Below are 21,018 nucleotides of genomic sequence, written 5' to 3'. Positions count from 1 at the left end.
GGGCCGGTGTGGTCGTCGCCGCGGGCACGGTCGGGGTCACCATGCTCGCCGAGCCGGCCCCGGTCTGGGCCACGCCGACGCGGCCGGTCGCCGACGACCTCGACGTCTACGTCCTGGTCACCGACGGGATGCGACCGGACGAACTCAACCCGGCCCAGGCCCCCACCCTGCACCGGTGGGCCTCCGACGGGACCAGGTTCACCGACGCGACGTCGGTCATGATCGCCGAGACGCTCCCGAACCACGCGGCGATGGTGACCGGAGTCCTGCCCGAGCGGAACGGGGTCCCGGCCAACTCGGTCTGGGACCACGCGACCGGCACCGACAGGACACTCGACCGGCCGGATGACCTCCGCGCACCGACGGTGCTCGACCGGATCCGGACCGAGGCGGGCCTGACCACCGCGAGCGTGTTGAGCAAGGACTACCTCCACGGCCTGTTCGGCGGACGCGCGAGCGTGCAGTGGGCACCGTTCCCCCTCGTTCCGGTCACCGACCACTCCCTCGACTGGTTCACCGTCGAGGCACTCAAGCAGACCGTCACCGACCACGCCCCGAGGATGACCTTCGTCAACCTGGGTGACATGGACCGATTCGGACACATGGACCTCTCGGGAACCTCGCTGCGACTGGCGCGCAACCAGGCGGTGTACAACTCCGACCACAAACTCTGGGAGTTCGAACAGTTCCTCCGCTCGACCGGCCGGTGGGAGCGCTCGGTGGTCATCGTCCTGGCCGATCACGGGATGGACTGGTCGGAGCCGCTCAGTCTGATCAGCGCCGCCGGGGCGATCGAGGCCGACGCGGCGATCCGCGGGCGGTTCGGCATCGCCCAGAACGGCGGGGCCGACACGTTCGCCTATGTCGGTCCGGCGAGCGAGCGCGACGCCTCGCTCCGGCGGCTGCGCGAGGTCGTCGGCGCGCTCCCCGGGGTCAACCGGCTCTACGATCCCGCCGAACTCTCCCTCGGGGACCGAGGCGGGGACCTGGTGGCCACGTGCCACCCCGGTTGGCGGTTCTCCGACCCCACACCGTTCTCCAACCCGATTCCCGGGAACCACGGGCACGAGGTCACCCTGGGGATCCCGTTCTTCATCGGTGGCGGGCACCGCATCGTGCGTCGGGGCGGCACCGTCGACCGCCCGGTCCGCACCCTCGACGTGGCGCCGACGGTCGCCCGGTTGTTCGGGCTCGACCACTCCGGGATGGACGGCCGCCCGGCGCTCGAGGCGTTCCACCTCTGACCGCCGGGCCGCCGGGGACCGACTACCCGGCTGACGCACGCTCCGCCTGGGTCCCCTGACCGCGGGTCACGGGCGCGGCGTCGATTCCCGACTCCTTGCGCTGCTGCGGAGTGATGGGAGCGGGGGCGTCGGTGAGCGGGTCGACACCGCCGCCGGACTTGGGGAAGGCGATGACGTCGCGGATGGACTCGGTCCGGGCCAGCAACGCACAGATGCGGTCCCAGCCGAACGCGATTCCGCCGTGCGGCGGCGCGCCGTAGGAGAAGGCGTCGAGCAGGAAGCCGAACTTCTCCTGCGCCTCCTCGGCGGAGATGCCCATCACGCCGAACACCCGCTCCTGGATGTCCTTGCGGTGGATGCGGATGGAGCCGCCCCCGATCTCGTTGCCGTTGCACACGATGTCGTAGGCGTAGGCCAGGGCCGAGCCCGGGTCGGTGTCGAAGGTGTCCAGGTGCTCCGGCTTGGGAGAGGTGAACGCGTGGTGCACGGCCGTCCACGCGCCCGAGCCCACCGCCACGTCGCCGGCGGCCGTCGCGTCGTCGGCCGGCTCGAACATGGGCGCGTCGACCACCCACGTGAACGCCCAGGCCTCGGGGTCGATCAGTCCGAGCTTGTCCGCGATCTCGCCACGGGCCGCGCCGAGGAGCGCGCGTGTGGACTTGACGGCCCCGGCACCGAAGAAAATGCAGTCTCCGGGCTCCGCGCCGACGTGGGCGGCGATGCCCGCCCGCTCGGCGTCCGACAGGTTCTTGGCGACAGGACCGCCCAGCTCGCCGTCCTCACCGACCAGGATGTAGGCCAGCCCCTTGGCTCCGCGCTGCTTGGCCCATTCCTGCCAGGCGTCGAGCTGACGTCGCGGCTGCGACGCGCCGCCCTTCATGACCACCGCGCCGACGTAGGGGGCCTTGAACACGCGGAACGGCGTGTTGGCGAAGAACTCGGTGCACTCGACCAGTTCGATGTCGAAGCGCAGGTCGGGCTTGTCGGAGCCGTACCGACGCATCGCCTCGGCATAGGTCATCCGCGGGATGGGGGCCTGGATCTCGTAGCCCGCCGTCGCCCACACCTCGGTGAGGATCTCCTCCGCGACCGCGATCACGTCGTCCTGGTCGACGAAGCTCATCTCCACGTCCAGCTGGGTGAACTCCGGCTGCCGGTCGGCCCGGAAGTCCTCGTCCCGGTAGCAGCGGGCGATCTGGTAGTACTTCTCCATCCCGGCAACCATGAGGAGCTGCTTGAACAGCTGCGGCGACTGCGGGAGGGCGTAGAAGGTGCCGGGCTGCAGACGTGCGGGGACGAGGAAGTCGCGCGCGCCCTCGGGGGTGGAGCGGGTGAGGGTGGGGGTCTCGATCTCGACGAAGTCGTGGCGTGCCATGACGCTCCGCGCGGCGGAGTTGACCTTCGACCGCAGTCGCAGTGCGGCACCCGGACCCTCACGGCGGAGATCGAGATAGCGGTGACGGAGGCGTGCCTCCTCTCCCACCTCGTCGTCGAGCTGGAACGGCAGCGCCGCGGACTCGCCGAGCACCTCGAACGAGACCACGTCGACCTCGATCTCACCGGACGCGAGGGCAGGGTTCTCCGACCCCTCCGGGCGGCGGTCCACGACGCCGGTGACGGCGACGCAGAACTCGTTCCGGAGACGGTGCGCGCGCTCCGCGATCTCCTCGGAGCGGAACACCACCTGACACACGCCTGTGGAGTCACGGAGATCGACGAAGATCACCCCGCCGTGATCCCGGCGGCGCGCCACCCAGCCGGCCAGGGTGACGGTGTCCCCGGCGTCGGCGGCTCGGAGCTGGCCGGCGGAATGGGTGCGCAGCACGGGGTGGTCCTCTCGTCGGGAATGCTGGATGGTCGGCGAACGGCGACGGGACCCGCCGCGGTTCGTGCGGTCGGACCCGGGTTCGGACGACGCACAGTCTACGTCCACCCCCCGGTGTCCCCGGCGTCGGCTGCGGCCGACGCCCGGCGCGGACGGTCCCGCCGGATCGATCCGGTCGTGCGGCACCTCCGGTCCGCGGGTGTCGCGATCCCCGTCGGCGCTCAGCGGGCGACGAGCCCCGTGACGTGGTCGACCACCGAGTCCAGCGGGACCGCGTTCTGCTCGCCCGTCGCCATCGTCTTGACCACCACGGTGCCCGAGGCCAACTCGTTCTCACCCACCACGAGGGTGACCGCGGCCCCTGACCTGTCGGCGGCCTTGAACGCCCCCTTCATGCCGCGGTCGCCGTAGGCCATGTCGGCGCGCAGACCCGCCTGACGGAACCCGGCCAGGACGGGCACCATCGCGGCCCTGGCCGGAGCGCCGAGCGCCACGCCGTACACGTCCACCCGGCCGCCGACGGTGGGGTCGATACTCTCCGCCTGCAGCGCCAGCATCGTGCGGTCCACGCCGATGCCGAATCCGATGCCCGACAGGTCCTGCCCCCCGAGCTGTTCCATCAGTCCGTCGTAGCGCCCGCCGCCCCCGATCCCGGACTGGGCGCCGAGTCCGTCGTGGACGAACTCGAACGTGGTCTTGGTGTAGTAGTCCAGGCCGCGGACCATCCGGGGATTGACCTCATAGGCAACGCCGAGTGCGTCGAGGTGCGACCGGACCTCCGCGAAGTGGGCGGCGCTCTGGTCCGAGAGGTGGTCGATCATCAGCGGGGCGTCCGCGAGCTGGGCACGGACCGCCGGGCGCTTGTCGTCGAGCACGCGCAGCGGGTTGATCCGGGCGCGCTCCCGGGTGGCCTCGTCGAGATCCAACCCGGCGAGAAAGGCCTGCAGCCGCTCCCGGTACCCGGGGCGGCAGGTCTCGTCCCCGAGCGAGGTGAGCTCCAGTCGGAACCCGGTCAACCCGAGGGAGCGGAACGCCTCGTCGGCCACCGCGATCACCTCGGCGTCGAGGGCGGGGTCGTCGATCCCGATCGCCTCGATGCCGACCTGCTGCAGCTGGCGGTACCGCCCGGCCTGGGGACGTTCGTAGCGGAAGAACGGGCCGGCGTAACAGAGCTTGACGGGAAGCTGCCCGCGATCCAGGCCGTTCTCGATGACCGCACGCATGACCCCGGCCGTCCCCTCGGGCCGGAGGGTGACGCTCCGGCCACCGCGATCGGAGAACGTGTACATCTCCTTGGAGACGACATCGGTGGACTCACCCACGCCGCGGGCGAACAGCGCGGTGTCCTCGAAGATCGGCAGCTCGATGTGCCCGTACCCCGCCCGCCGGGCGGCCGAGGTGATCGCCTCCCGGACCGCGACGAACCCGGCCGAGGTCGGGGGGACGTAGTCCGGCACCCCCTTCGGTGCCTTGAGCGCGGTCTTCTTCTGAGTGCCGGTCACGTGTGGTGGATCCTTGCGTGTAGTCGGTGGGTGGATCGGGGGGCGGGGGTCTAGAGGTCGCGTAAGAACGGGTTGGACCGCCGTTCCCGGCCGACGGTGGTCGAGGGGCCGTGGCCGGGCAGCACGACCGCGTCGTCGTCCAGTGTGAGGAACTTCTTGGCGATCGACTGCATCAGCACATCGGTGTCGCCCGCGGGAAGATCGGTGCGACCCACCCCGTCCTGGAACAGCACGTCGCCGCCGAGCACGATGGTCCGCCGCCCCTCCTCTGTGTCGGCCACGATCCGGAAGGACACCGACCCGGGGCTGTGTCCGGGTACGTGGTCCACGTCGAAGGTCATCGACCCGAATCGCAGGGTGTCGCCGTCGAACACCTCCACGACCTCCGCCGGCTCGGTGAAGGTGACGCCCTTGAGCATGGCGGACAGGTCGAGCGAGAGCCCCTTGCCCGGATCGGAGAGCATCACGCGGTCCTCTGGGTGGATGTACGCCGGCACACCGTAATGATCGGCGACCTGCCGGGCGTTCCAGATGTGGTCCAGGTGACCGTGGGTGAGCAGTACCGCCCGTGGTCGCAGCCCCGCCTCGGACACCTGGCGGCGCACCTGGTCCTCGGCGTCCTGGCCCGGGTCGACGATGACGCAGTCCCCTGCGGCGTCGGACACGATGTAGCAGTTGGTCTGGAACATCCCTGCCGGGAATCCGATGATCTGCACGTCCCGCGCTCCCTTCCTCGATGGCCCGAGGGCTCCGTCGCAGGGCCCCGGGCCGACTGGGCCGCACACCGGAGTGGTGTGCAACCGTCTCGCCCCGACCTGGTAGACAAGACCCCTGGGCTGGAGCGCTGTGGTCTGCTCGCTTCGGCCCCACCGCGGCTCCAGCCGACTGTTCCAGCCTAGTCCAGGTACCCAGGAGGGTCAGTGTCCACCAACCAGGAACGCCGAGCCGAGGCGCGCCAGCGCCTGCGCGAGCAGATGGAGGCGCAGGCCCGTCGCGAGAAGCAACTCAAGATCGTGGCGGCCTCGGTCGTCGTCGCGGTCCTGCTGGGGATCGTCGGGGTGGTCGCCTGGATCAATTACGACCGCAAGCGCGCGGAGGAGTACGCGGCCAACTGGCTGACCTGCGAGTACCCCGCTGACACCGAGACCCCCCAACCGCTCGACCCCGCGGAGTTCGAGGACCAGGGCGACGAGGTGGTGGCCGAGGTGGAGGAGTTCAACGCGCAGGTCGAGACCGTCAACGAGAACAGGCGCGAGGCCGAGCCGCCGTCGGGTGACCAGGCCCGCCGGGGAACCGCGGAACTGACCATCACCACCGACCGCGGCCAGATCCCCCTCACGCTCGATCGTTCCGGCGCGCCCTGCAACGTCGCGAGCTTCGTCCACCTGGCCGAGCAGCGGTACTTCGACGACACCGAGTGCCACCGTCTGACCGTGGCGGAGGAGACCACCGGCCCGGAGGAGGTTCCCGGACTGTCGGTACTGCAGTGCGGCGACCCGACGGGGACCGGGCTGTCCGGGCCCGGGTACTCCGTGGTGGACGAGCCGCCCGCGCCCGACACCCTCGAACTCGCGGCCGACGGGTCGGGTGCCGCCATCTACCCCCGCGGAACCGTCGCCATGGCCAAGTCGCAGGCGCCCGACAGTGCCGGGAGCCAGTTCTTCCTGGTGTACGAGGACTCGGCGCTCCCGCCGGAGTACACCGTCATGGGAACGGTCGGTGAACCGGGGCTGGAGGTGCTCGACGACATCGCCGAGACCGGCGTGAAGAGCGACGATCCGACGGACCGCGACAACCAGGTGCCGCGGCGTCCCGTCACCATCGAGTCCGTGGTCGTCGACGCCCAGTCAGGACTCCCCGACAGGTGAGTCGGGGGCCGGCCCGCCCGCCGAGGCGCGGTCGGCGGCCGGACCGACCGGGCTCCCGGCTCAGTTCGACGTCATCCGGTTGACGTCGAAGACCCCCTCGACGCCCCGGACCGTCTGCAGGACGTGTCCGAGGTGTTTGGGATCGGCCATCTCGAAGGTGAACCGCGAGATCGCCACCCGGTCGTCGCCGGCCGTCTGGACGGACGCGGACAGGATGTTGACCTTCTCGTCCGCCAGCACCTTGGTCACGTCCGACAGCAGCCTGTGTCTGTCGAGCGCCTCCACCTGGATCGCCACCAGGAACACCGCCCCGGGTTGGGGTGCCCACTCGACCTTGACCAGTCGCTCGGGCTCCCTGTGCAGGTCGGAGGCGTTGGTGCAGTCGGTGCGGTGGACGCTCACGGTGCCACCGCGGGTGATGAACCCCAGCACCTCGTCCCCGGGGACCGGCATGCAACAGCGGGCGAGCTTGGCGTGCACGTCCTTCACCCCGCCCACCAGGATCCCCGGACCGGGGGGCGCCGGTCGGTTCGAGGTGATGTTCTTGTCCCGCGAACGGTCCGCCAGCTCCTCGGTGACCTCGTCGACCCCCCCGTGGGCCGCGACGAGCCGACCCACGACGTGCTTCGCGGAGACGTGGTTCTCCCCGATCGCCGTGTAGAGCGCCGTGACGTCGGCGAAACCCAACTCACGTGCGACGCCCGCCAGTGACTCGTTGGAGAAGACCCGGTGGACGGGCACCCCGCCTCGGCGTACCTCCCGAGTGATGAGATCCTTGCCCCGTTCGAGGGCCTCCTCGCGCCGCTCCTTGGCGAACCACTGCCGGATCGAGCTCTTGGCCCTGCCCGAGACGACGAACTTCTGCCAGTCCAGACTGGGGCCCGCGTTGGGGTCCTTCGAGGTGAAGACCTCGACGACCTCGCCGTTCTCCAGTGGCCTCTCGAGCGCGACGAGCTTGCCGTTGACCCGCGCACCGATGCACCGGTGACCGACCTCGGTGTGGACGGCGTAGGCGAAGTCCACCGGTGTCGCACCGACGGGGAGATTGATCACGTCGCCCTTGGGCGTGAAGACGAAGATCTCCTTGCTGGTCATCTCGAACCGCAGGGAGTCCAGGAACTCCCCCGGATCGGCGGCCTCCCGCTGCCAGCTCAACAGTTGGCGCATCCACGCCATCTCGTCCACCTCGGCGGGATCGCCGTGGTGCTTGCCGCGGGTCTCCTTGTACCGCCAGTGCGCGGCGATCCCGTACTCGGCGTTCCGGTGCATCTCGTGGGTCCGGATCTGGATCTCCAACGGTTTGCCGTCGGGACCGATCACGGTGGTGTGCAGTGAGCGGTAGACGCCGAAGCGGGGCTGGGCGATGTAGTCCTTGAACCTCCCCGGCATCGGTTTCCAGGCGGAATGCACCACGCCGATCGCGGCGTAGCAGTCCCGGACGTCCTCGCACAGCACGCGAATGCCCACCAGGTCGTGGATCTCGTCGAACTCGCGTCCCCGGACGATCATCTTCTGGTAGATCGACCAGTAGTGCTTGGGTCGGCCCTCGACCCGGGCCTGGATGTGGGCGTTCTCCAGCTCGGCCCTGACCCGGGTGATCACCGTTCCCAGGTAGACGTCCCGGCTCGGCGCGCGATCGGCGACCAGTCGCACGATCTCCTGGTACTTCTTGGGCTCCAGGATCGCGAAAGCCAGGTCCTCGAGTTCCCACTTCACGGTGGCCATTCCGAGACGGTGGGCCAGAGGCGCGATCACCTCCAGGGTCTCGCGGGCCTTCTTGACCTGCTTCTCCGGCGGCAGGAATCGCATGGTCCGCATGTTGTGCAGGCGGTCGGCGACCTTGATCACCAGCACCCGCGGATCATGCGCCATCGCGATGATCATCTTGCGGATCGTCTCGGCCTCGGCCGCCTCGCCGAAGTCGACCTTGTCCAGCTTCGTGACCCCGTTGACGAGGTGTGCGACCTCGTCACCGAAATCCGAGGCCAGGGCCTCGAGGGAGTAGTCGGTGTCCTCCACGGTGTCGTGCAGCAGCGCTGCCACGAGGGTGGTGGTGTCCATGCCCATCTCGGCGCAGATGGTCGCCACCGCCAGTGGATGGGTGATGTAGGGGTCGCCGGATTTCCGGAACACGCCCTCGTGCTGGCGTTCTGCGAGCGCGTAGGCACGCGAGAGCAGCGCCACGTCGGCTTTGGCGTGGTGGATCCGGTGCACCCGGACAAGGGGTTCCAGGACCGCGGGAGTGGACGTCACCGTCAACCCCGAGGTGAGGCGCCGGGCCCACCTGGCCCGGACGCGACGGCCGGCGGACGGGCGGGCGCCCGGGATCACCGGGAGGGGCTGGGTGTTGGGCTGGGTGCTGGACCGGGTCTGCTCCGCAGGTGCGGGCTGGGGGCCGGCTCCGATGTTCGCGGTGGGATCCTGCCGATCGGTCATTCCGGCTTCTCCCTCCATGTCCGGTCCGTCAACGACGGGCGGTGGTCACGCGACCGTGAGGCAGGTCAGCGGTGTGCCGGACAGTCTATCCCTACCCCCGAGCCCGGGTACTTCGAGCACCACCGACAGGCCGGTCACCACGGCGCCACAGTCGTCGAGGAGCCCGACGGCCGCTCCGAGAGTGCCGCCGGTGGCCAGGACGTCGTCCACCACGAGGATCCGCGTGCCACTGAGGTCGAGGCCGTCGGCGGGGAGCTCGAGCGTCGCCGCCCCGTACTCGAGTTCGTACGAGCGCGAGTGCACGGGCGGTGGAAGTTTGCCCGCCTTTCGGATGGCCAGCACGCCGGTGCGCAGCCGCAACGCGACCGCCCCGGCGAGCAGGAAGCCACGCGCGTCCAGCCCTGCCACGTAGTCCACCGACCCGATCTCATGACCCGCGGCGAGGCCCGCCACCACGGCGTCGAAACCCTCGGGGTCGGCCAGCACGGGGGTGAGGTCACAGAACTGGACGCCGGCCACCGGGAAGTCCTCGACCCGGCGCATCAGGCGCTCGACGGCGGCCACGACCCCCGGGGACACACCCGAGGTCCCGTAGCCCTTCATGCGGTGGCCCCGGCCTTCTCCCGGCGGGCCAGGACCTTGGCGGTCTGGCGCTTGGTGGCGGGATCGAACTCCTTGAGCCACACCAGCAGCGGGGTCGCGAGGAAGATCGACGAGAACGTGCCCGTGATGATGCCGACGACCTGGACGATGGCGAGGTCGAGCAGCGTGCCCACCCCGAGGATCCACACCGCGACCACCAGCAACGCCAGCAACGGGAGGATGCCGATGGTGGTGGTGTGGATCGATCGCATGAGCGTCTGGTTGACCGCGAGGTTCGCCTCTTCGGCGTAGGTGCTGCTCGAGGAGTGTTTGCTGCCGCGCGTGTTCTCGTCCACCTTGTCGAACACGATGACCGTGTCATAGAGGGAGAAACCGAGGATGGTGAGCAGGCCGATGACCGTGGCGGGTGAGACCTCGAATCCCAGGAGCGAATAGACGCCCGCCGTGGTGATGACGTCGAAGAAAAGCGCGACGACGCCGGCCACCGACATCCGCCACTCGAAGCGCAGCGCCATGTAGCCGAACACGATCACGATGAAGACCGCCAGGGCGATGATCATCTGCTGGGTGACCTGTCCACCCCAGCTCTCGCTGCGCGCGGAGTCGCCGACGGCCTCGATCGAGACCTCGCCGCTCGCCGCGACGGGCTGGAACTCCTCCACGAGCGCGAGCTTGGTCGCGTAGATCTCGTCACTGGTGAGGAAGCCGGTCTCCACCTCGACGATGCGCGCGTTGCCGGCTCCCACGATCTGGACCGTCTGGGGCTCCTGACCGAGAGTCTCCTCGACGACGGCGGCAACCCGGCCGGTCTCCGCATCCCCCGCCGGCATCGTCAACTTGGTGCCGCCGGTGAAGTCGATCCCGAAGGTGAACCCCCGGAAGATGATGCTCGCGAGGCAGATCGCGACGATCGCCCCGGTCAAGAGGAAGTACAGGCGGCGGCGCTGCACGATCGGGAACGCGCCGGTCCCCGTGTAGAGACGGTTGAACAGGCTCTCCGGCTGGTCGGGACCCGCCGTGCCGTCGGAGTCGATCGTTCCCGGGGCGCTCATCGGCCCTCCTCCTCGGAGTCGTCACGGCGCGGCAGGATCATCGTCACGCCCGGGGACGCCGGCCCCGGATCGGTGGGTCGCCCATCCGGGCCCCGCACGGTGGCGGACACGCCTCGGCCGCGCTCGGAGCCCGGATCGGATCCGTCCTTCTCGGCGTCCTGCTCGTGGCGGCGTCGCTCGGCGGAGTCGGCCCGGAGGGACTCCATCCGGCCGAGGCCGTTGGCCCACGGCTTGGTGAACAACGGCTTGGTCGAGGCCAGGTACACCAGCGGCCACAGGACGGTGAAGGCGACGAGGACGTCCATGACGGTGCTCAGTGCCAGGGTGAAGGCGAATCCGCGGACCTCTCCGGTGGCCAGCAGGTACAGCACCACGGCGCCGATCAGACTCACCACGTTGCCGGTGATGATGGTGCGACTGGCGCTCTTCCACGCTCTGGGTACCGCGGATCTGAACCGGTGACCGTCGCGGAGCTCGTCCTTGATCCTCTCGAAGAACACGACGTAGGAGTCCGCGGTCATGCCGATACCGATGATGAGGCCCGCCACCCCGGCCAGGTCGAGGCTGTAATCCACCGTGTACCCGAGGAACACGAGCATCACATAGGTGACGAGGAACGAGATCACGAGGGAGAAGAACGCGATCACGCCGAGCAACCGGTAGTACAGCACCGTGTACACCAGCACCAGCAGGAAACCGATCGCTCCTGCGAGCAGGCCGGCCTCGAGGGAGGCCAGACCCAGCGAGGCGGGCACGTTGTCGACGTTCGGGTCCTCGAACGAGATCGGCAGGGCGCCGAACCGGAGGTTCCCGGCGAGCGTCGCCGCCTCGTCCATGGTGAAACTGCCGGTTATCGACGTGGCCGACCCGACCGGGGTCACCCCCTGGACCACCGGCGCGCTGATCACCTCGCCGTCCAGGAGGATGGCGATCTGGCGCTGCAGGTACTCCTGGGTCAGGCGCGACCAGGTGGCGCTGCCCTGTTGTCCGGGTCCGGCGTTGAACCGGAACGACACCTCGTTCTGACCGGCCTGCTGGCTGAAGCCGGAGCTCACCGAGTCCTTGACGATCTGCTGGCCGTCGAGGCGCTCACCGTCCTCCGGTTCGCCGACGAGCAACGGGACGGGGCCGAGGACGTACTTGGCGCCCTCTCCGCACGCGATCAACGCCTGGGACTGATCCTCGAATCCCGCCGTGATCTCTCGTTCAGGGCACCGGAACTCAGGCAGACGCTGGATGAGTTCCTCGGGGTCGCCCTGTCGTACCTCGAGGGCCTCCTCCACCGCCCGGGCGACCGCCTCTCGGTCACCGACCGCGGCATCGACGGGTTCGACGTCCCCCTCGGCGACCGGCTGGACCTCGAGGACGGGGCGTATCGTCAGTTGCGAGGTGGTCCCGAGGTCCCGGGCCTGGCTCGAGTCCTCGCCGGGGACCGTGAGGACGATGTTGCTGCCCTCGATGACCACCGAGGTCCCGGCCACGCCGAGGCCGTCGACGCGATCGCGGATGATGTCCTGGGCCAGACGCAGGTCCTGCTCGTCGGGCTGTCCGATGGGGATCAGCGTGACCCGGGTCCCGCCCTGCAGGTCGATGCCGAGCTTGGGTGCGAGTCCCCGATCGGCGACGGCAAACGCCGCGAGGAAGAGGATGAAGAACACCAAGCAGAACGAGGACAGCAGTGCCCAGGGCCTGGGGCGGGCGTCTACACGCCGAGAACGGACTGGTGACACGGGTGATCTCTCTCGGTCTTCTGCAGGGGCCTCCGGCTGGACGGCCCCATCACACTACTCGCCGGTAGCCCCTCGTCCGGAATCAGCGCCGTCTTCTCCGGTGGACGATCCGGGGGTCGTGCCGGGGTCGAGCTTCTCGCGGATCACCCGACGGTCCCACTGCGTCCGGACCCCGGGGGCGATCTCCAGGACCAGGGTCTCCTCGCCGACCGTGACGACCGTGGCGTGCAGCCCGGAAGTGGTGAGCACCTGATCACCGACCGAGAGTGAGGCCTGCATCTCCTGCAGGTCCTTCATCGCCTTCCGCTGCTTGGAGCTCTGGAAGAACATCAGCGCGACGAGCGCGATGATCATGAGTGGCAACAGGAGTTCCAGTCCCATGGGGGTCCTCTCGTGTCGGGACCCGTCGGTGGGTCCGAAGGTGTCGGGTCCGGGCGTCGGACCGGTCTCGTCCGAGGATGCCACCCGGGTGGTCATCCGCGCGGGCCGGGTCCCGTCTCCGTCTCCACCGGCAGCATCGGTTCGGTCGGATCCCTGTCCGATCGGCGCAGGCCCAGGTGCTCCCACGCCGCGGCGGTGGCGACCCGGCCACGGGGCGTGCGGGCGAGCAGACCGGCACGGACGAGGAACGGTTCACAGACCTCCTCGAGGGTGGTCGCCTCCTCCCCCACGGCCACGGCGAGCGTGCTCAATCCGACCGGCCCGCCCTCATGTTGGACGAGCAGCGCGCGCAGGACCGCACGGTCCAGTCTGTCCAGGCCCAGCTCGTCCACCTCGTAGACCCGGAGCGCCGCGCGGGCGACCGGTACAGTGACCCGCCCGTCCGCCCGGACCTCGGCGTAGTCGCGCACGCGGCGCAGCAGGCGGTTCGCGATCCGCGGTGTGCCGCGGGAGCGCCCGGCGATCTCCATCGCCGCGTCCGGTTGCACCGGGATCTCGAGGATCTCGGCCGCCCGGGAGACGATGCGGGCCAGGTCCTCGTCCGTGTAGAAGTCCATGTGCGCCGTGAAGCCGAAGCGATCGCGCAACGGGCCGGTGAGCGCACCTGATCGGGTGGTTGCGCCGACCAGTGTGAACGGGGCGATCTCCAGCGGGATGGAGGTCGCGCCGGGCCCTTTGCCCACCATGATGTCGATCCGGAAGTCCTCCATGGCGAGGTACAGCATCTCTTCTGCCGGACGTGCGATCCGGTGGATCTCGTCGATGAACAGGACGTCGCCCTCGATGAGGTTGGAGAGCATGGCGGCGAGATCCCCCGGGCGTTCCAGAGCGGGGCCGGAGGTGATGCGGAGCGATCCCCCGAGCTCGGCCGCGACGATCATCGCCAGGCTCGTCTTTCCCAGACCCGGCGGGCCGGAGAACAACAGGTGGTCCGGGACCACCCCACGCCGGGTGGCCGCGGTGAGAACGAGCTCGAGTTGCTCGCGTACCGTCACCTGACCGATGAACTCCCCGAGGTTCCGCGGACGAAGGGCACCCTCGACATCGGAGTCGAACGGGGTCGACGCGGCGGACAACCCCACCTCCGCCTCGCTCCCGTCCGCGTCCCGGTACGGCCCGGTCATCAGCGCCTACCGAGCGACCGCAGTGCCAGACGCAGGGCCTCCGCCGGACCCAGGTCCGGATCGTCCGACAGGACGGCGGCCGCCGTCTTCTCCGCCTCCGTGGCCGAGAAACCGAGTCCCTCGAGCGCTCCGGCCACCTCGGTCGCCGCCGGGGCCGCGGACACCCCGGGTCCGGCGGCGCTGCCGTCGGCGTCGTGTACGGGCCCGACCTTGTCCTTGAGCTCGAGGACCATCCTCTCGGCCGTGCGCTTGCCCACCCCGGGCACGCGGGTGAGCGCCGAGACGTCCTCCGTCCCCAGCGCCCGGACCAGCTGGTCGGGTTCGAGAGTGGCCAGGATCGCCAGGGCCAGGCGCGGTCCCACGCCGGAGACCGTCTGCACCGTGGAGAAGAGGCGACGGGCGTCCGCGGAGTCGAACCCGTAGAGCGTCAGCGAGTCCTCGCGCACCACGAGCTCGGTGTGCAGCGTGCCCTCCGCGCCCCGGCGCAGACCCGCCAGCGCGGCCGGTGTCGCGTGGACCAGGACGCCGACGCCACCGGTCTCCACCACGCAGCGGTCCAGACCGATCTCGGCCACCGTCCCCCTGATCGAGGCGATCACCAGCGCACTCCCTTCGTTCGAGCCATCCCCCGTGCCGCCGCCCGCGCGCGTTCCTGGTCGGCGGTGCTAGTCCCGCTCCGCGACCGACCGACTCCGGCGGCGCGGGTCGCCGCCGCCCTGCCCTCGACGACCTTGGCCTCGAAGCCCGCGCGGGATCTCGACACCTGGGCGTCGAGGGCGGCCACCCGACCCTGCATCGGCGCCCGCCAGCTGTGGCAGACGGCCAGCGCCAGCGCGTCGGCGGCGTCGGCCGGGCTCGGGGGCTTCTGCAGGCCGAGTATCCGCGTGACCATGAGTGTCATCTGCTTCTTATCGGCGCGACCGCTCCCGGTCACTGCCGCCTTGACCTCGGAGGGGGTGTGGAACGCCACCGGGATGTCCCGGTAGGCCGCGGCCATGGCCACGACGCCGGCGGCCTGCGCCGTGCCCATCGCGGTGGACACCTGGTTCTGGGCGAAGACCCGCTCGATGGCCACCACGTCGGGGCGGTGGATGGCCATCCACTCGTCGGCCACCTCGTGCACCGCACGGAGGCGGCGCTCGACGGGCTCGTCCGTTCTGGTCCGCACCACGTCCACGTCGAGGGCGGTGACGCCGCGACCGGGTGCGGTCTCGATCAACGCGAGACCGCACCGGGTCAGCCCGGGGTCCACTCCCATGACGCGCATCGAACCTCCGCCGATCGGTGATAGAACCTACGTTCGATAGCGTACCAGCGCCAGGCTCCTCAGGACTCCAGCGACGCGAGCACGTCGTCCGGTACGTCGACGTTCGAGTACACGTTCTGGACATCGTCCGAGTCCTCGAGCGCGTCGATGAGGCGGAAGATCCTCCCCGCCCCCTCTGCGTCGACCGTCACCTCTACGGAAGCCCGGAAGACCGACTCGGCCGAGTCGTAGTCGATCCCGGCGGCCTGGAGGGCCGACCGGACCTGGACGAGGTCGGTGGGTTCGCAGATGACCTCGAAGCGGTCGCCGAGGTCGTTGACCTCCTCGGCCCCCGCGTCGAGCACCGCCATGAGGACGTCGTCCTCCTCGAGATCGCCCTTGTCCAGGATGATCTCGCCCTTCCGTGTGAAGAGGTAGGCCACGGAACCCGGGTCCGCCAGGTTGCCGCCGCCCCGGGTCATGGCCGTCCGGACCTCCATCGCCGCGCGGTTGCGGTTGTCCGTCAGGCATTCGATCAGCATCGCCACGCCGTTGGGCCCGTAGCCCTCGTACATGATGGTCTCCCAGTCGGCGCCGCCCGCCTCCTCGCCGGCACCACGCCGACGCGCTCGCTCGACGTTGTCGCCGGGAACCGAGTTCTTCTTGGCCTTCTGGATGGCGTCGAACAGCGTCGGGTTGCCGTCGGGGTCACCACCACCGGTGCGGGCCGCCACCTCAATGTTCTTGACGAGCTTGGCGAAGAGCTTTCCGCGCTTGGCGTCGATCGCCGCCTTCTTGTGCTTGGTGGTGGCCCACTTGGAATGGCCTGACATAGGGAGTTCCGCCCTCCGGGTGTCTGGGGATGAGGCCTGGATGACCTCCGGGTGACTTACAGGTGCCGCTGACGGCCCACTCTACGAGGTCGCCGCCGTCACCATGTCGAGGAAGTACCGATGGACGCGCACGTCGTCGGTGACCTCGGGGTGGAACGAGGTGGCCAGGGCGTTGCCCTGGCGCACGGCGACCACGTGCTCCCGGCCGTCCGACGCATGGACGCCCGCGAGGACGTCGACGTCCGGTCCCACGCTCTCCACCCAGGGCGCGCGGATGAACACGGTGCGCAGCGGGTCGGGGCCGAGGGCGTCGACGACGAGGTCGGCCTCGAACGAGTCGACCTGCCGGCCGAAGGCGTTGCGTCGGACCGTCATGTCGATGGCGGAGAACCAGGTGGCGTCGGGGCGGGTGTCGAGCACCAGTGACGCCAGCAGGATCATGCCCGCGCACGAGCCGTAGACGGGCATACCGTCCGCGATGCGTTCCGACACCGGCTCGTACATCTCGTACACGTCCAGCAGGCGGCTCATCGCGGTCGATTCACCGCCCGGGAGCACCAGTCCGTCGACGGAGTCGAGTTCCGATCGGCGGCGCACCGTCACGGCCTCGGCGCCGACGGTCTCGAGGTGCCGAAGGTGCTCGGCGACGTCGCCCTGGAGGGCGAGCACACCGATCCGGGGCCGGCCCGACGCGCTCACCCTCGGTCCGGGTCGGTGCCACCCGACATGTCCACCGGGAAGGGTTGCGCGCCCTCCCGGAGCCGACGCGACAGCCCTTCCTGGGTGACCGCGGCGACGAGGCGCCCGGTGCGGTCGAAGATGCGACCCTGGGTGAGGGCCCGGCCCCCGAAGGCGGACGGTGACGTCTGGTCGTACAGCAGCCACTCGTCGGCCCGGAACGGGCGCAGGAACCACATGGCGTGGTCCAGCGAGGCGTCCTGGGTCGGCTCGTCAGGATGGATGACTTTCGCCGAGCTGAGCAGGGTCATGTCCGACATGTAGGCGAGGGTGCAGACGTGGAAGTTGGGGTCGTCCGGCAGCTCGTCCACACATCGGAACCACACCCGCTGCTGGGAGGCGAACTGTGACGATCCGCGGAGCTTCTCGCGAGGCACCATCCGGATGTCCCACTGCGCCCACTCGTCCACGAAGACGCGGTGGGTCTCGTCCAGGTCCTCGTACCGGGGCGCGGGAATCTCCTCGGCATCGATGACCTGTGGTATCGGGTCCTGATGCTCGATCCCCTCCTGGTCGCGGAGGTGGAAGGAGGCCGACATCGAGAAGATCGGCTCACCTTCCTGGATCGCGGTGACCCGCCGGGTGGCGAAGCTCCGCCCGTCCCGCAGCCGGTCCACCTGGAAGACGGTGGGTGCAGACGGGACCCCCGGCCGGATGAAGTACCCGTGGAGGGAATGGACGTGCTTGTCGTCGTCGACGGTGCTGACCGCGGCGGTCAGTGTCTGGCCGGCGACCTGACCGCCGAAGGTGCGCTGCAGATGGGTCTCGATCGCGTGACCGCGGTAGAGGTCGCGGTCGATCCGCTCGATCGCGAGGATGTCCTCGATCTTGGCCACCGGAGGGTCACCAACCCCGCTCGGCGAGCCGGTGCGGCTCCGGGATGTCGTCGACGTTGATGCCCACCATGGCCTCGCCCAGACCGCGGGAGATGGTCGCCAGGGTCTCGGGGTCGTCGTGGAAGGTGGTCGCCTTGACGATCGCCTTGGCGCGCTCGGAGGGATTGCCGGACTTGAAGATGCCCGACCCGACGAACACGCCCTCGGCGCCGAGCTGCATCATCATCGCGGCGTCGGCGGGGGTGGCGATGCCGCCGGCGGTGAACAACACCACGGGGAGCTTGCCCTTCTCAGCCACCTCCTTGACCAGCTCGTACGGCGCCTGGAGCTCCTTCGCCGCCACGTAGAGCTCGTCCTCGGGCAGGTTCTGCAGGCGGCGGATCTCCTGGCGGATCTTGCGCATATGGGTGGTGGCGTTGGAGACGTCGCCCGTGCCGGCCTCCCCCTTGGACCGGATCATCGCCGCGCCCTCGGTGATGCGCCGCAGCGCCTCACCGAGATTGGTCGCACCACAGACGAACGGGACGGTGAACGCGAACTTGTCGATGTGGTTGGCATAGTCGGCCGGAGTGAGGACCTCGGACTCGTCGACGTAGTCCACGCCGAGCGCCTGGAGGATCTGTGCCTCGACGAAGTGACCGATGCGCGCCTTGGCCATCACGGGGATGGAGACGGCGTCGATGATCCCGTCGATGAGGTCGGGGTCGCTCATCCGCGCGACCCCGCCCTGGGCGCGGATGTCGGCGGGGACGCGCTCGAGGGCCATGACGGCCACGGCGCCGGCGTCCTCGGCGATCTTCGCCTGCTCGGCGGTCACGACGTCCATGATGACGCCACCCTTGAGCATCTCGGCCATACCTCGCTTGACGCGTGCGGTTCCGGTGGTGTTCTCGGTGGACTGCGGCTCGCTCACGAAATAGGCCTTTCCTGGCGTCGATGACTCGTGGTAGGCGTCCAGTGTAGGTCGCCCTGACCTCGGTTCCCCAACCGCCGCCCCACCGTGCGGGGTCAGCCTCCCGCAGGTGGGTGGTCGACGAGTTCGACGTAGTCGGGCATCGGTGCGCATCCCGCCAGCCGGAACGCTCTCACGGTGCCCTGCTCGCGCAGGTTCCTCGTGTCGCGGACCGCGTCGTTGTAGAAACTCCGGGCCATCGCCACCCGGTCGGTCACGTCCTCGAGCTCTGCGGCGAGGTCGGCCGGGAGCGCGGCCACGTCAAGCCCCGCCAGCAGCGTGCCGAGGCTGTTCTCCGCCCGTTCGGTGTCCGGGGAACCGTCCTCAGGGGGCCGACCTCCGTGACCGGGCGGGCCTGGCGGACCGGCCCGACCGGATCGCCCGGGCCTGTCCGGCGCCGGCTCCGGACGGGGGTCGGTCCCGGTGACGGTGTCCGAGGGGTGGGCCCGAGCCCGCACGAGGGCGTGCGACAGACGCTGGGCCGCCACGGGGTCCCTGCCCCCCAGTTCGGCGATGATCGCCGCGGTCACCGTGTGGCGGCGCTCCAGCGCGCCGATCAGGGCCGCCCGGGCGAGATCCGTCCGGATGTGCAGCCGGTCGAGACGATGGGCGGTGACGTAGGCGGTGATCAGGGCGGCGACCAGCAGGAGGGCCAGTAGGACGACGACGAGGACGACCTCAGCGGACATGAAGCGTCTCCCCGGGGGCGCGGACGGTCTCGTACACGCGGATCACGCGCTCGGCCACGACCGGCCAGTCGAACTCCCGGACGGCCTCCGACGCGCGGGCGCACAGATCGGCGCGGTGCGAGGAGTCGCCGAGGACACGGATGAGGGCGCGGGCCAGGGCGTCGGGATCCCCGACGGGGGCGAGTTCTCCGCACTCCCCGTCGCTCAGGACACGGCGGAACGCGTCGAGGTCCGAGGCCACCACGGCGGTCCCGGCGGCCATGGCCTCCACCAGGACGATCCCGAAGCTCTCGCCGCCGGTGTTGGGGGCGCAGTAGACGTCCGCCGCCGCGAGTACCGCGGCCTTGCGGGTGTCGTCGACCCGGCCGAGGAACTCCACGTCGAGGACTGACGGCAACCGGGCACGCAGGGCCCGTTCGTCGCCGTCACCCATGATCCGCAACCGGAGGCCGGGCACGGCCCGCAGCACGTCCGGGAGCGCGGAGACGAGCACGTCCATACCCTTGCGCGGTTCGTCGTAGCGTCCGAGAAAGGCCACCGTGGGTGAGTCGCTGTACTCGGCGGAGGCGTCGACCCCGCGGAAGGCCGACACGTCGACCCCGTTGGGGATCTCCACCGCGCCTGACCCCAGGGCCTCCATCTGCCACCGCCGGGCCAGGGTCGAGACCGCGATCCGACCGCGGATCTTCTCCAGCAGTGGCGCGAGGGCCCCGTCTGCCGCACCGAGGATCATCGATTTCGTGGTCGAGGTGTGGAAGGTCGCCGTGATGGGCCCGGAGGACATGGCCAGGGCGAACATCCCCACCCCGGGCGCGTTGGGCTCGTGGATGTGCAAGACGTCGAGCGGTTCGTCACGCAGCCAGTGACGGGTCGCGCGCCAGGCCGCCGGGCCGAAGCTCAACCGGGCCACGGACCCGTTGTACGGGATCGGCACCCCCGGGCCGGTCAGCGTCATCCCGGAGACAGGGGCGTTCTCGGCGCGACCGGGAGCGAGTACCCGGACCGTGTGGCCGCGCCGACGCAGCTCCTCGGTCAGGTCCACCACGTGAGCCTGGACGCCCCCCGGCGCATCGAAGGAGTAGGGACAGATCATGCCGATGCGCACGGGTCGATCAACCCTCGATCCGTGCGCGGCGGTCGGCGGACAGGTCGGCCAGCCAGAGGGGTTGGAGCATGTGCCAGTCCGCCGGGTGACGGGCTATCCCCTCGGCGAACAGGTCGGCCATCGCCTGGACGCCCGCCTCGACGCCCCCGGAGACGTCCACGGGCGGGGTGATCCGCACGCGCATCGTCTCCTCGTCGGGGTACCAGAACTGCGCCACAAGGAGCGGGGCCCCGGTCTCGACCGCGAGCCTCGCGGCCCCGGCGGGCATGCGGGTGGTCTCACCGAAGAAGGTGACGGGGACGCCGGTGTGCCGCAGGTCGCGCTCGCCGGGCAGGCACACGATCCCGCCCCCGGCGAGGAACTCGCGCAGCGCCTCGAACGGAGGCGTCGGGCCACCGGTGTGCGGATAGATGGTGAAGCCCAGGCTCTCCCGGTACGCCAGGAAACGCTGGTACAGCGATTCCGGCTCCAACCTCTCCGCGACCGTCGCGAAGGTGCCGTACCGGCGGGCCAGCCAGGTCCCGCCGAGATCCCAGTTGGCCGAGTGCGGGAGGGCCACGATCACGCCGCGGCCCCCGGCGAGCGCCGCATCGAGATGCTCGACGCCCTCGATGGTCCGATCCATCTCGCGGGCCACCGCCTCGCGGTCCATCGACGGGAGTCGGAACGCCTCCCGCCAGTAACGGGCATAGGACCGGAAGGAGTCCCGGATGAGGTCGTCCGGAACCTGTGCCGGCTCGACGCCGAGGACCCGCGACAGGTTCCGGCGTAGTTGGGAGTCCTCGCCCTGACGT

20 protein-coding genes are annotated in these 21,018 nt (G+C 70.0%); 2 read left to right on the top strand and 18 right to left on the bottom strand.

What is annotated here, in order from left to right; translation table 11 throughout:
• Window positions 1-1,244 (top strand): alkaline phosphatase family protein (locus IY392_RS00270; RefSeq protein WP_194860219.1); only part of this gene is annotated, 1,244 nt, incomplete at its 5' end.
• A 22-nt stretch (window positions 1,245-1,266) separates the two neighbouring features.
• On the opposite strand, the gene aspS is transcribed toward IY392_RS00270, so the two are convergent.
• From aspS to IY392_RS00255, 3 genes are all read right to left on the bottom strand, one after another.
• Window positions 1,267-3,069, bottom strand: coding sequence for an aspartate--tRNA ligase (gene aspS, locus IY392_RS00265; protein WP_194860218.1), 1,803 nt, complete (start codon window positions 3,067-3,069; stop codon window positions 1,267-1,269).
• A gap of 221 nt (window positions 3,070-3,290) precedes the next feature.
• The gene (gene hisS, locus IY392_RS00260; RefSeq protein WP_156607179.1) at window positions 3,291-4,571 is read right to left on the bottom strand and encodes a histidine--tRNA ligase; all 1,281 of its coding nucleotides are present in this window, start codon (window positions 4,569-4,571) and stop codon (window positions 3,291-3,293) included.
• Between the two features lie 50 nt (window positions 4,572-4,621).
• The gene (locus IY392_RS00255) at window positions 4,622-5,287 is read right to left on the bottom strand and encodes an MBL fold metallo-hydrolase (protein WP_107756543.1); all 666 of its coding nucleotides are present in this window, start codon (window positions 5,285-5,287) and stop codon (window positions 4,622-4,624) included.
• A 204-nt stretch (window positions 5,288-5,491) separates the two neighbouring features.
• On the opposite strand from IY392_RS00255, the gene IY392_RS00250 reads away from it, so the two are divergent.
• The gene (locus IY392_RS00250; RefSeq protein ID WP_107756544.1) at window positions 5,492-6,439 is read left to right on the top strand and encodes a peptidylprolyl isomerase; all 948 of its coding nucleotides are present in this window, start codon (window positions 5,492-5,494) and stop codon (window positions 6,437-6,439) included.
• 60 nt (window positions 6,440-6,499) lie between these two features.
• On the opposite strand, the gene IY392_RS00245 is transcribed toward IY392_RS00250, so the two are convergent.
• The 15 genes from IY392_RS00245 to IY392_RS00175 all read right to left on the bottom strand — a co-directional run.
• Window positions 6,500-8,875: a bifunctional (p)ppGpp synthetase/guanosine-3',5'-bis(diphosphate) 3'-pyrophosphohydrolase gene (locus IY392_RS00245; protein ID WP_182613632.1), complete on the bottom strand. Its 2,376-nt coding sequence runs from the start codon at window positions 8,873-8,875 to the stop codon at window positions 6,500-6,502.
• A gap of 45 nt (window positions 8,876-8,920) precedes the next feature.
• Complete coding sequence (locus tag IY392_RS00240) at window positions 8,921-9,478, bottom strand: adenine phosphoribosyltransferase (RefSeq protein ID WP_194860217.1); 558 nt, start codon at window positions 9,476-9,478, stop codon at window positions 8,921-8,923.
• Window positions 9,475-10,530 carry a protein translocase subunit SecF gene (secF, locus tag IY392_RS00235; RefSeq protein WP_194860216.1) on the bottom strand — a complete coding sequence of 352 codons (1,056 nt, stop codon included), beginning with the start codon at window positions 10,528-10,530 and terminating at the stop codon, window positions 9,475-9,477. The genes IY392_RS00240 and secF overlap by 4 nt, the downstream gene beginning before the upstream one ends.
• Window positions 10,527-12,188 (bottom strand): protein translocase subunit SecD, encoded by a 1,662-nt coding sequence (secD, locus tag IY392_RS00230; protein ID WP_107758096.1) that lies wholly within the window; start codon window positions 12,186-12,188, stop codon window positions 10,527-10,529. Before secD ends, secF begins: the two co-directional genes overlap by 4 nt.
• A gap of 126 nt (window positions 12,189-12,314) precedes the next feature.
• A complete protein-coding gene (gene yajC, locus IY392_RS00225) occupies window positions 12,315-12,641 on the bottom strand; it encodes a preprotein translocase subunit YajC (protein WP_107758097.1) in 327 nt (108 codons plus the stop codon).
• Window positions 12,642-12,733: 92 nt separating this feature from the next.
• Window positions 12,734-13,825: a Holliday junction branch migration DNA helicase RuvB gene (ruvB, locus tag IY392_RS00220; RefSeq protein ID WP_107756548.1), complete on the bottom strand. Its 1,092-nt coding sequence runs from the start codon at window positions 13,823-13,825 to the stop codon at window positions 12,734-12,736.
• Window positions 13,825-14,424, bottom strand: a complete 600-nt coding sequence (ruvA, locus tag IY392_RS00215) for a Holliday junction branch migration protein RuvA (RefSeq protein ID WP_107756549.1) — start codon at window positions 14,422-14,424, stop codon at window positions 13,825-13,827. Before ruvA ends, ruvB begins: the two co-directional genes overlap by 1 nt.
• Window positions 14,421-15,092, bottom strand: a complete 672-nt coding sequence (ruvC, locus tag IY392_RS00210) for a crossover junction endodeoxyribonuclease RuvC (RefSeq protein WP_107756550.1) — start codon at window positions 15,090-15,092, stop codon at window positions 14,421-14,423. Before ruvC ends, ruvA begins: the two co-directional genes overlap by 4 nt.
• 59 nt (window positions 15,093-15,151) lie before the next feature.
• Window positions 15,152-15,904, bottom strand: coding sequence for a YebC/PmpR family DNA-binding transcriptional regulator (locus IY392_RS00205; protein WP_194860215.1), 753 nt, complete (start codon window positions 15,902-15,904; stop codon window positions 15,152-15,154).
• A gap of 81 nt (window positions 15,905-15,985) precedes the next feature.
• Window positions 15,986-16,603: a pyridoxal 5'-phosphate synthase glutaminase subunit PdxT gene (gene pdxT / locus IY392_RS00200; protein WP_107756552.1), complete on the bottom strand. Its 618-nt coding sequence runs from the start codon at window positions 16,601-16,603 to the stop codon at window positions 15,986-15,988.
• Entirely contained in the window at window positions 16,600-17,478 is an 879-nt protein-coding gene (locus IY392_RS00195) for an acyl-CoA thioesterase II (RefSeq protein WP_107756553.1), read from the bottom strand. Before IY392_RS00195 ends, pdxT begins: the two co-directional genes overlap by 4 nt.
• 7 nt (window positions 17,479-17,485) lie before the next feature.
• Window positions 17,486-18,391 (bottom strand): pyridoxal 5'-phosphate synthase lyase subunit PdxS, encoded by a 906-nt coding sequence (pdxS, locus tag IY392_RS00190; protein WP_107756554.1) that lies wholly within the window; start codon window positions 18,389-18,391, stop codon window positions 17,486-17,488.
• A 95-nt stretch (window positions 18,392-18,486) separates the two neighbouring features.
• Window positions 18,487-19,119: an NUDIX hydrolase gene (locus tag IY392_RS00185; RefSeq protein WP_194860214.1), complete on the bottom strand. Its 633-nt coding sequence runs from the start codon at window positions 19,117-19,119 to the stop codon at window positions 18,487-18,489.
• The gene (locus tag IY392_RS00180; RefSeq protein WP_107756556.1) at window positions 19,109-20,224 is read right to left on the bottom strand and encodes a glycosyltransferase family 4 protein; all 1,116 of its coding nucleotides are present in this window, start codon (window positions 20,222-20,224) and stop codon (window positions 19,109-19,111) included. Before IY392_RS00180 ends, IY392_RS00185 begins: the two co-directional genes overlap by 11 nt.
• Window positions 20,225-20,231: 7 nt before the next feature.
• The coding region (locus IY392_RS00175; protein ID WP_194860213.1) for a phosphatidylinositol mannoside acyltransferase at window positions 20,232-21,018 on the bottom strand (787 nt) is incomplete at its 5' end.

Origin of the sequence: Dietzia sp. SYD-A1 (assembly GCF_015356725.1) — a bacterium.
Taxonomy (GTDB): Bacteria; Actinomycetota; Actinomycetes; order Mycobacteriales; family Mycobacteriaceae; genus Dietzia.
Note: the sequence above shows the minus strand (reverse complement) of the source record. Positions and strands in the feature narration are given on the sequence as shown.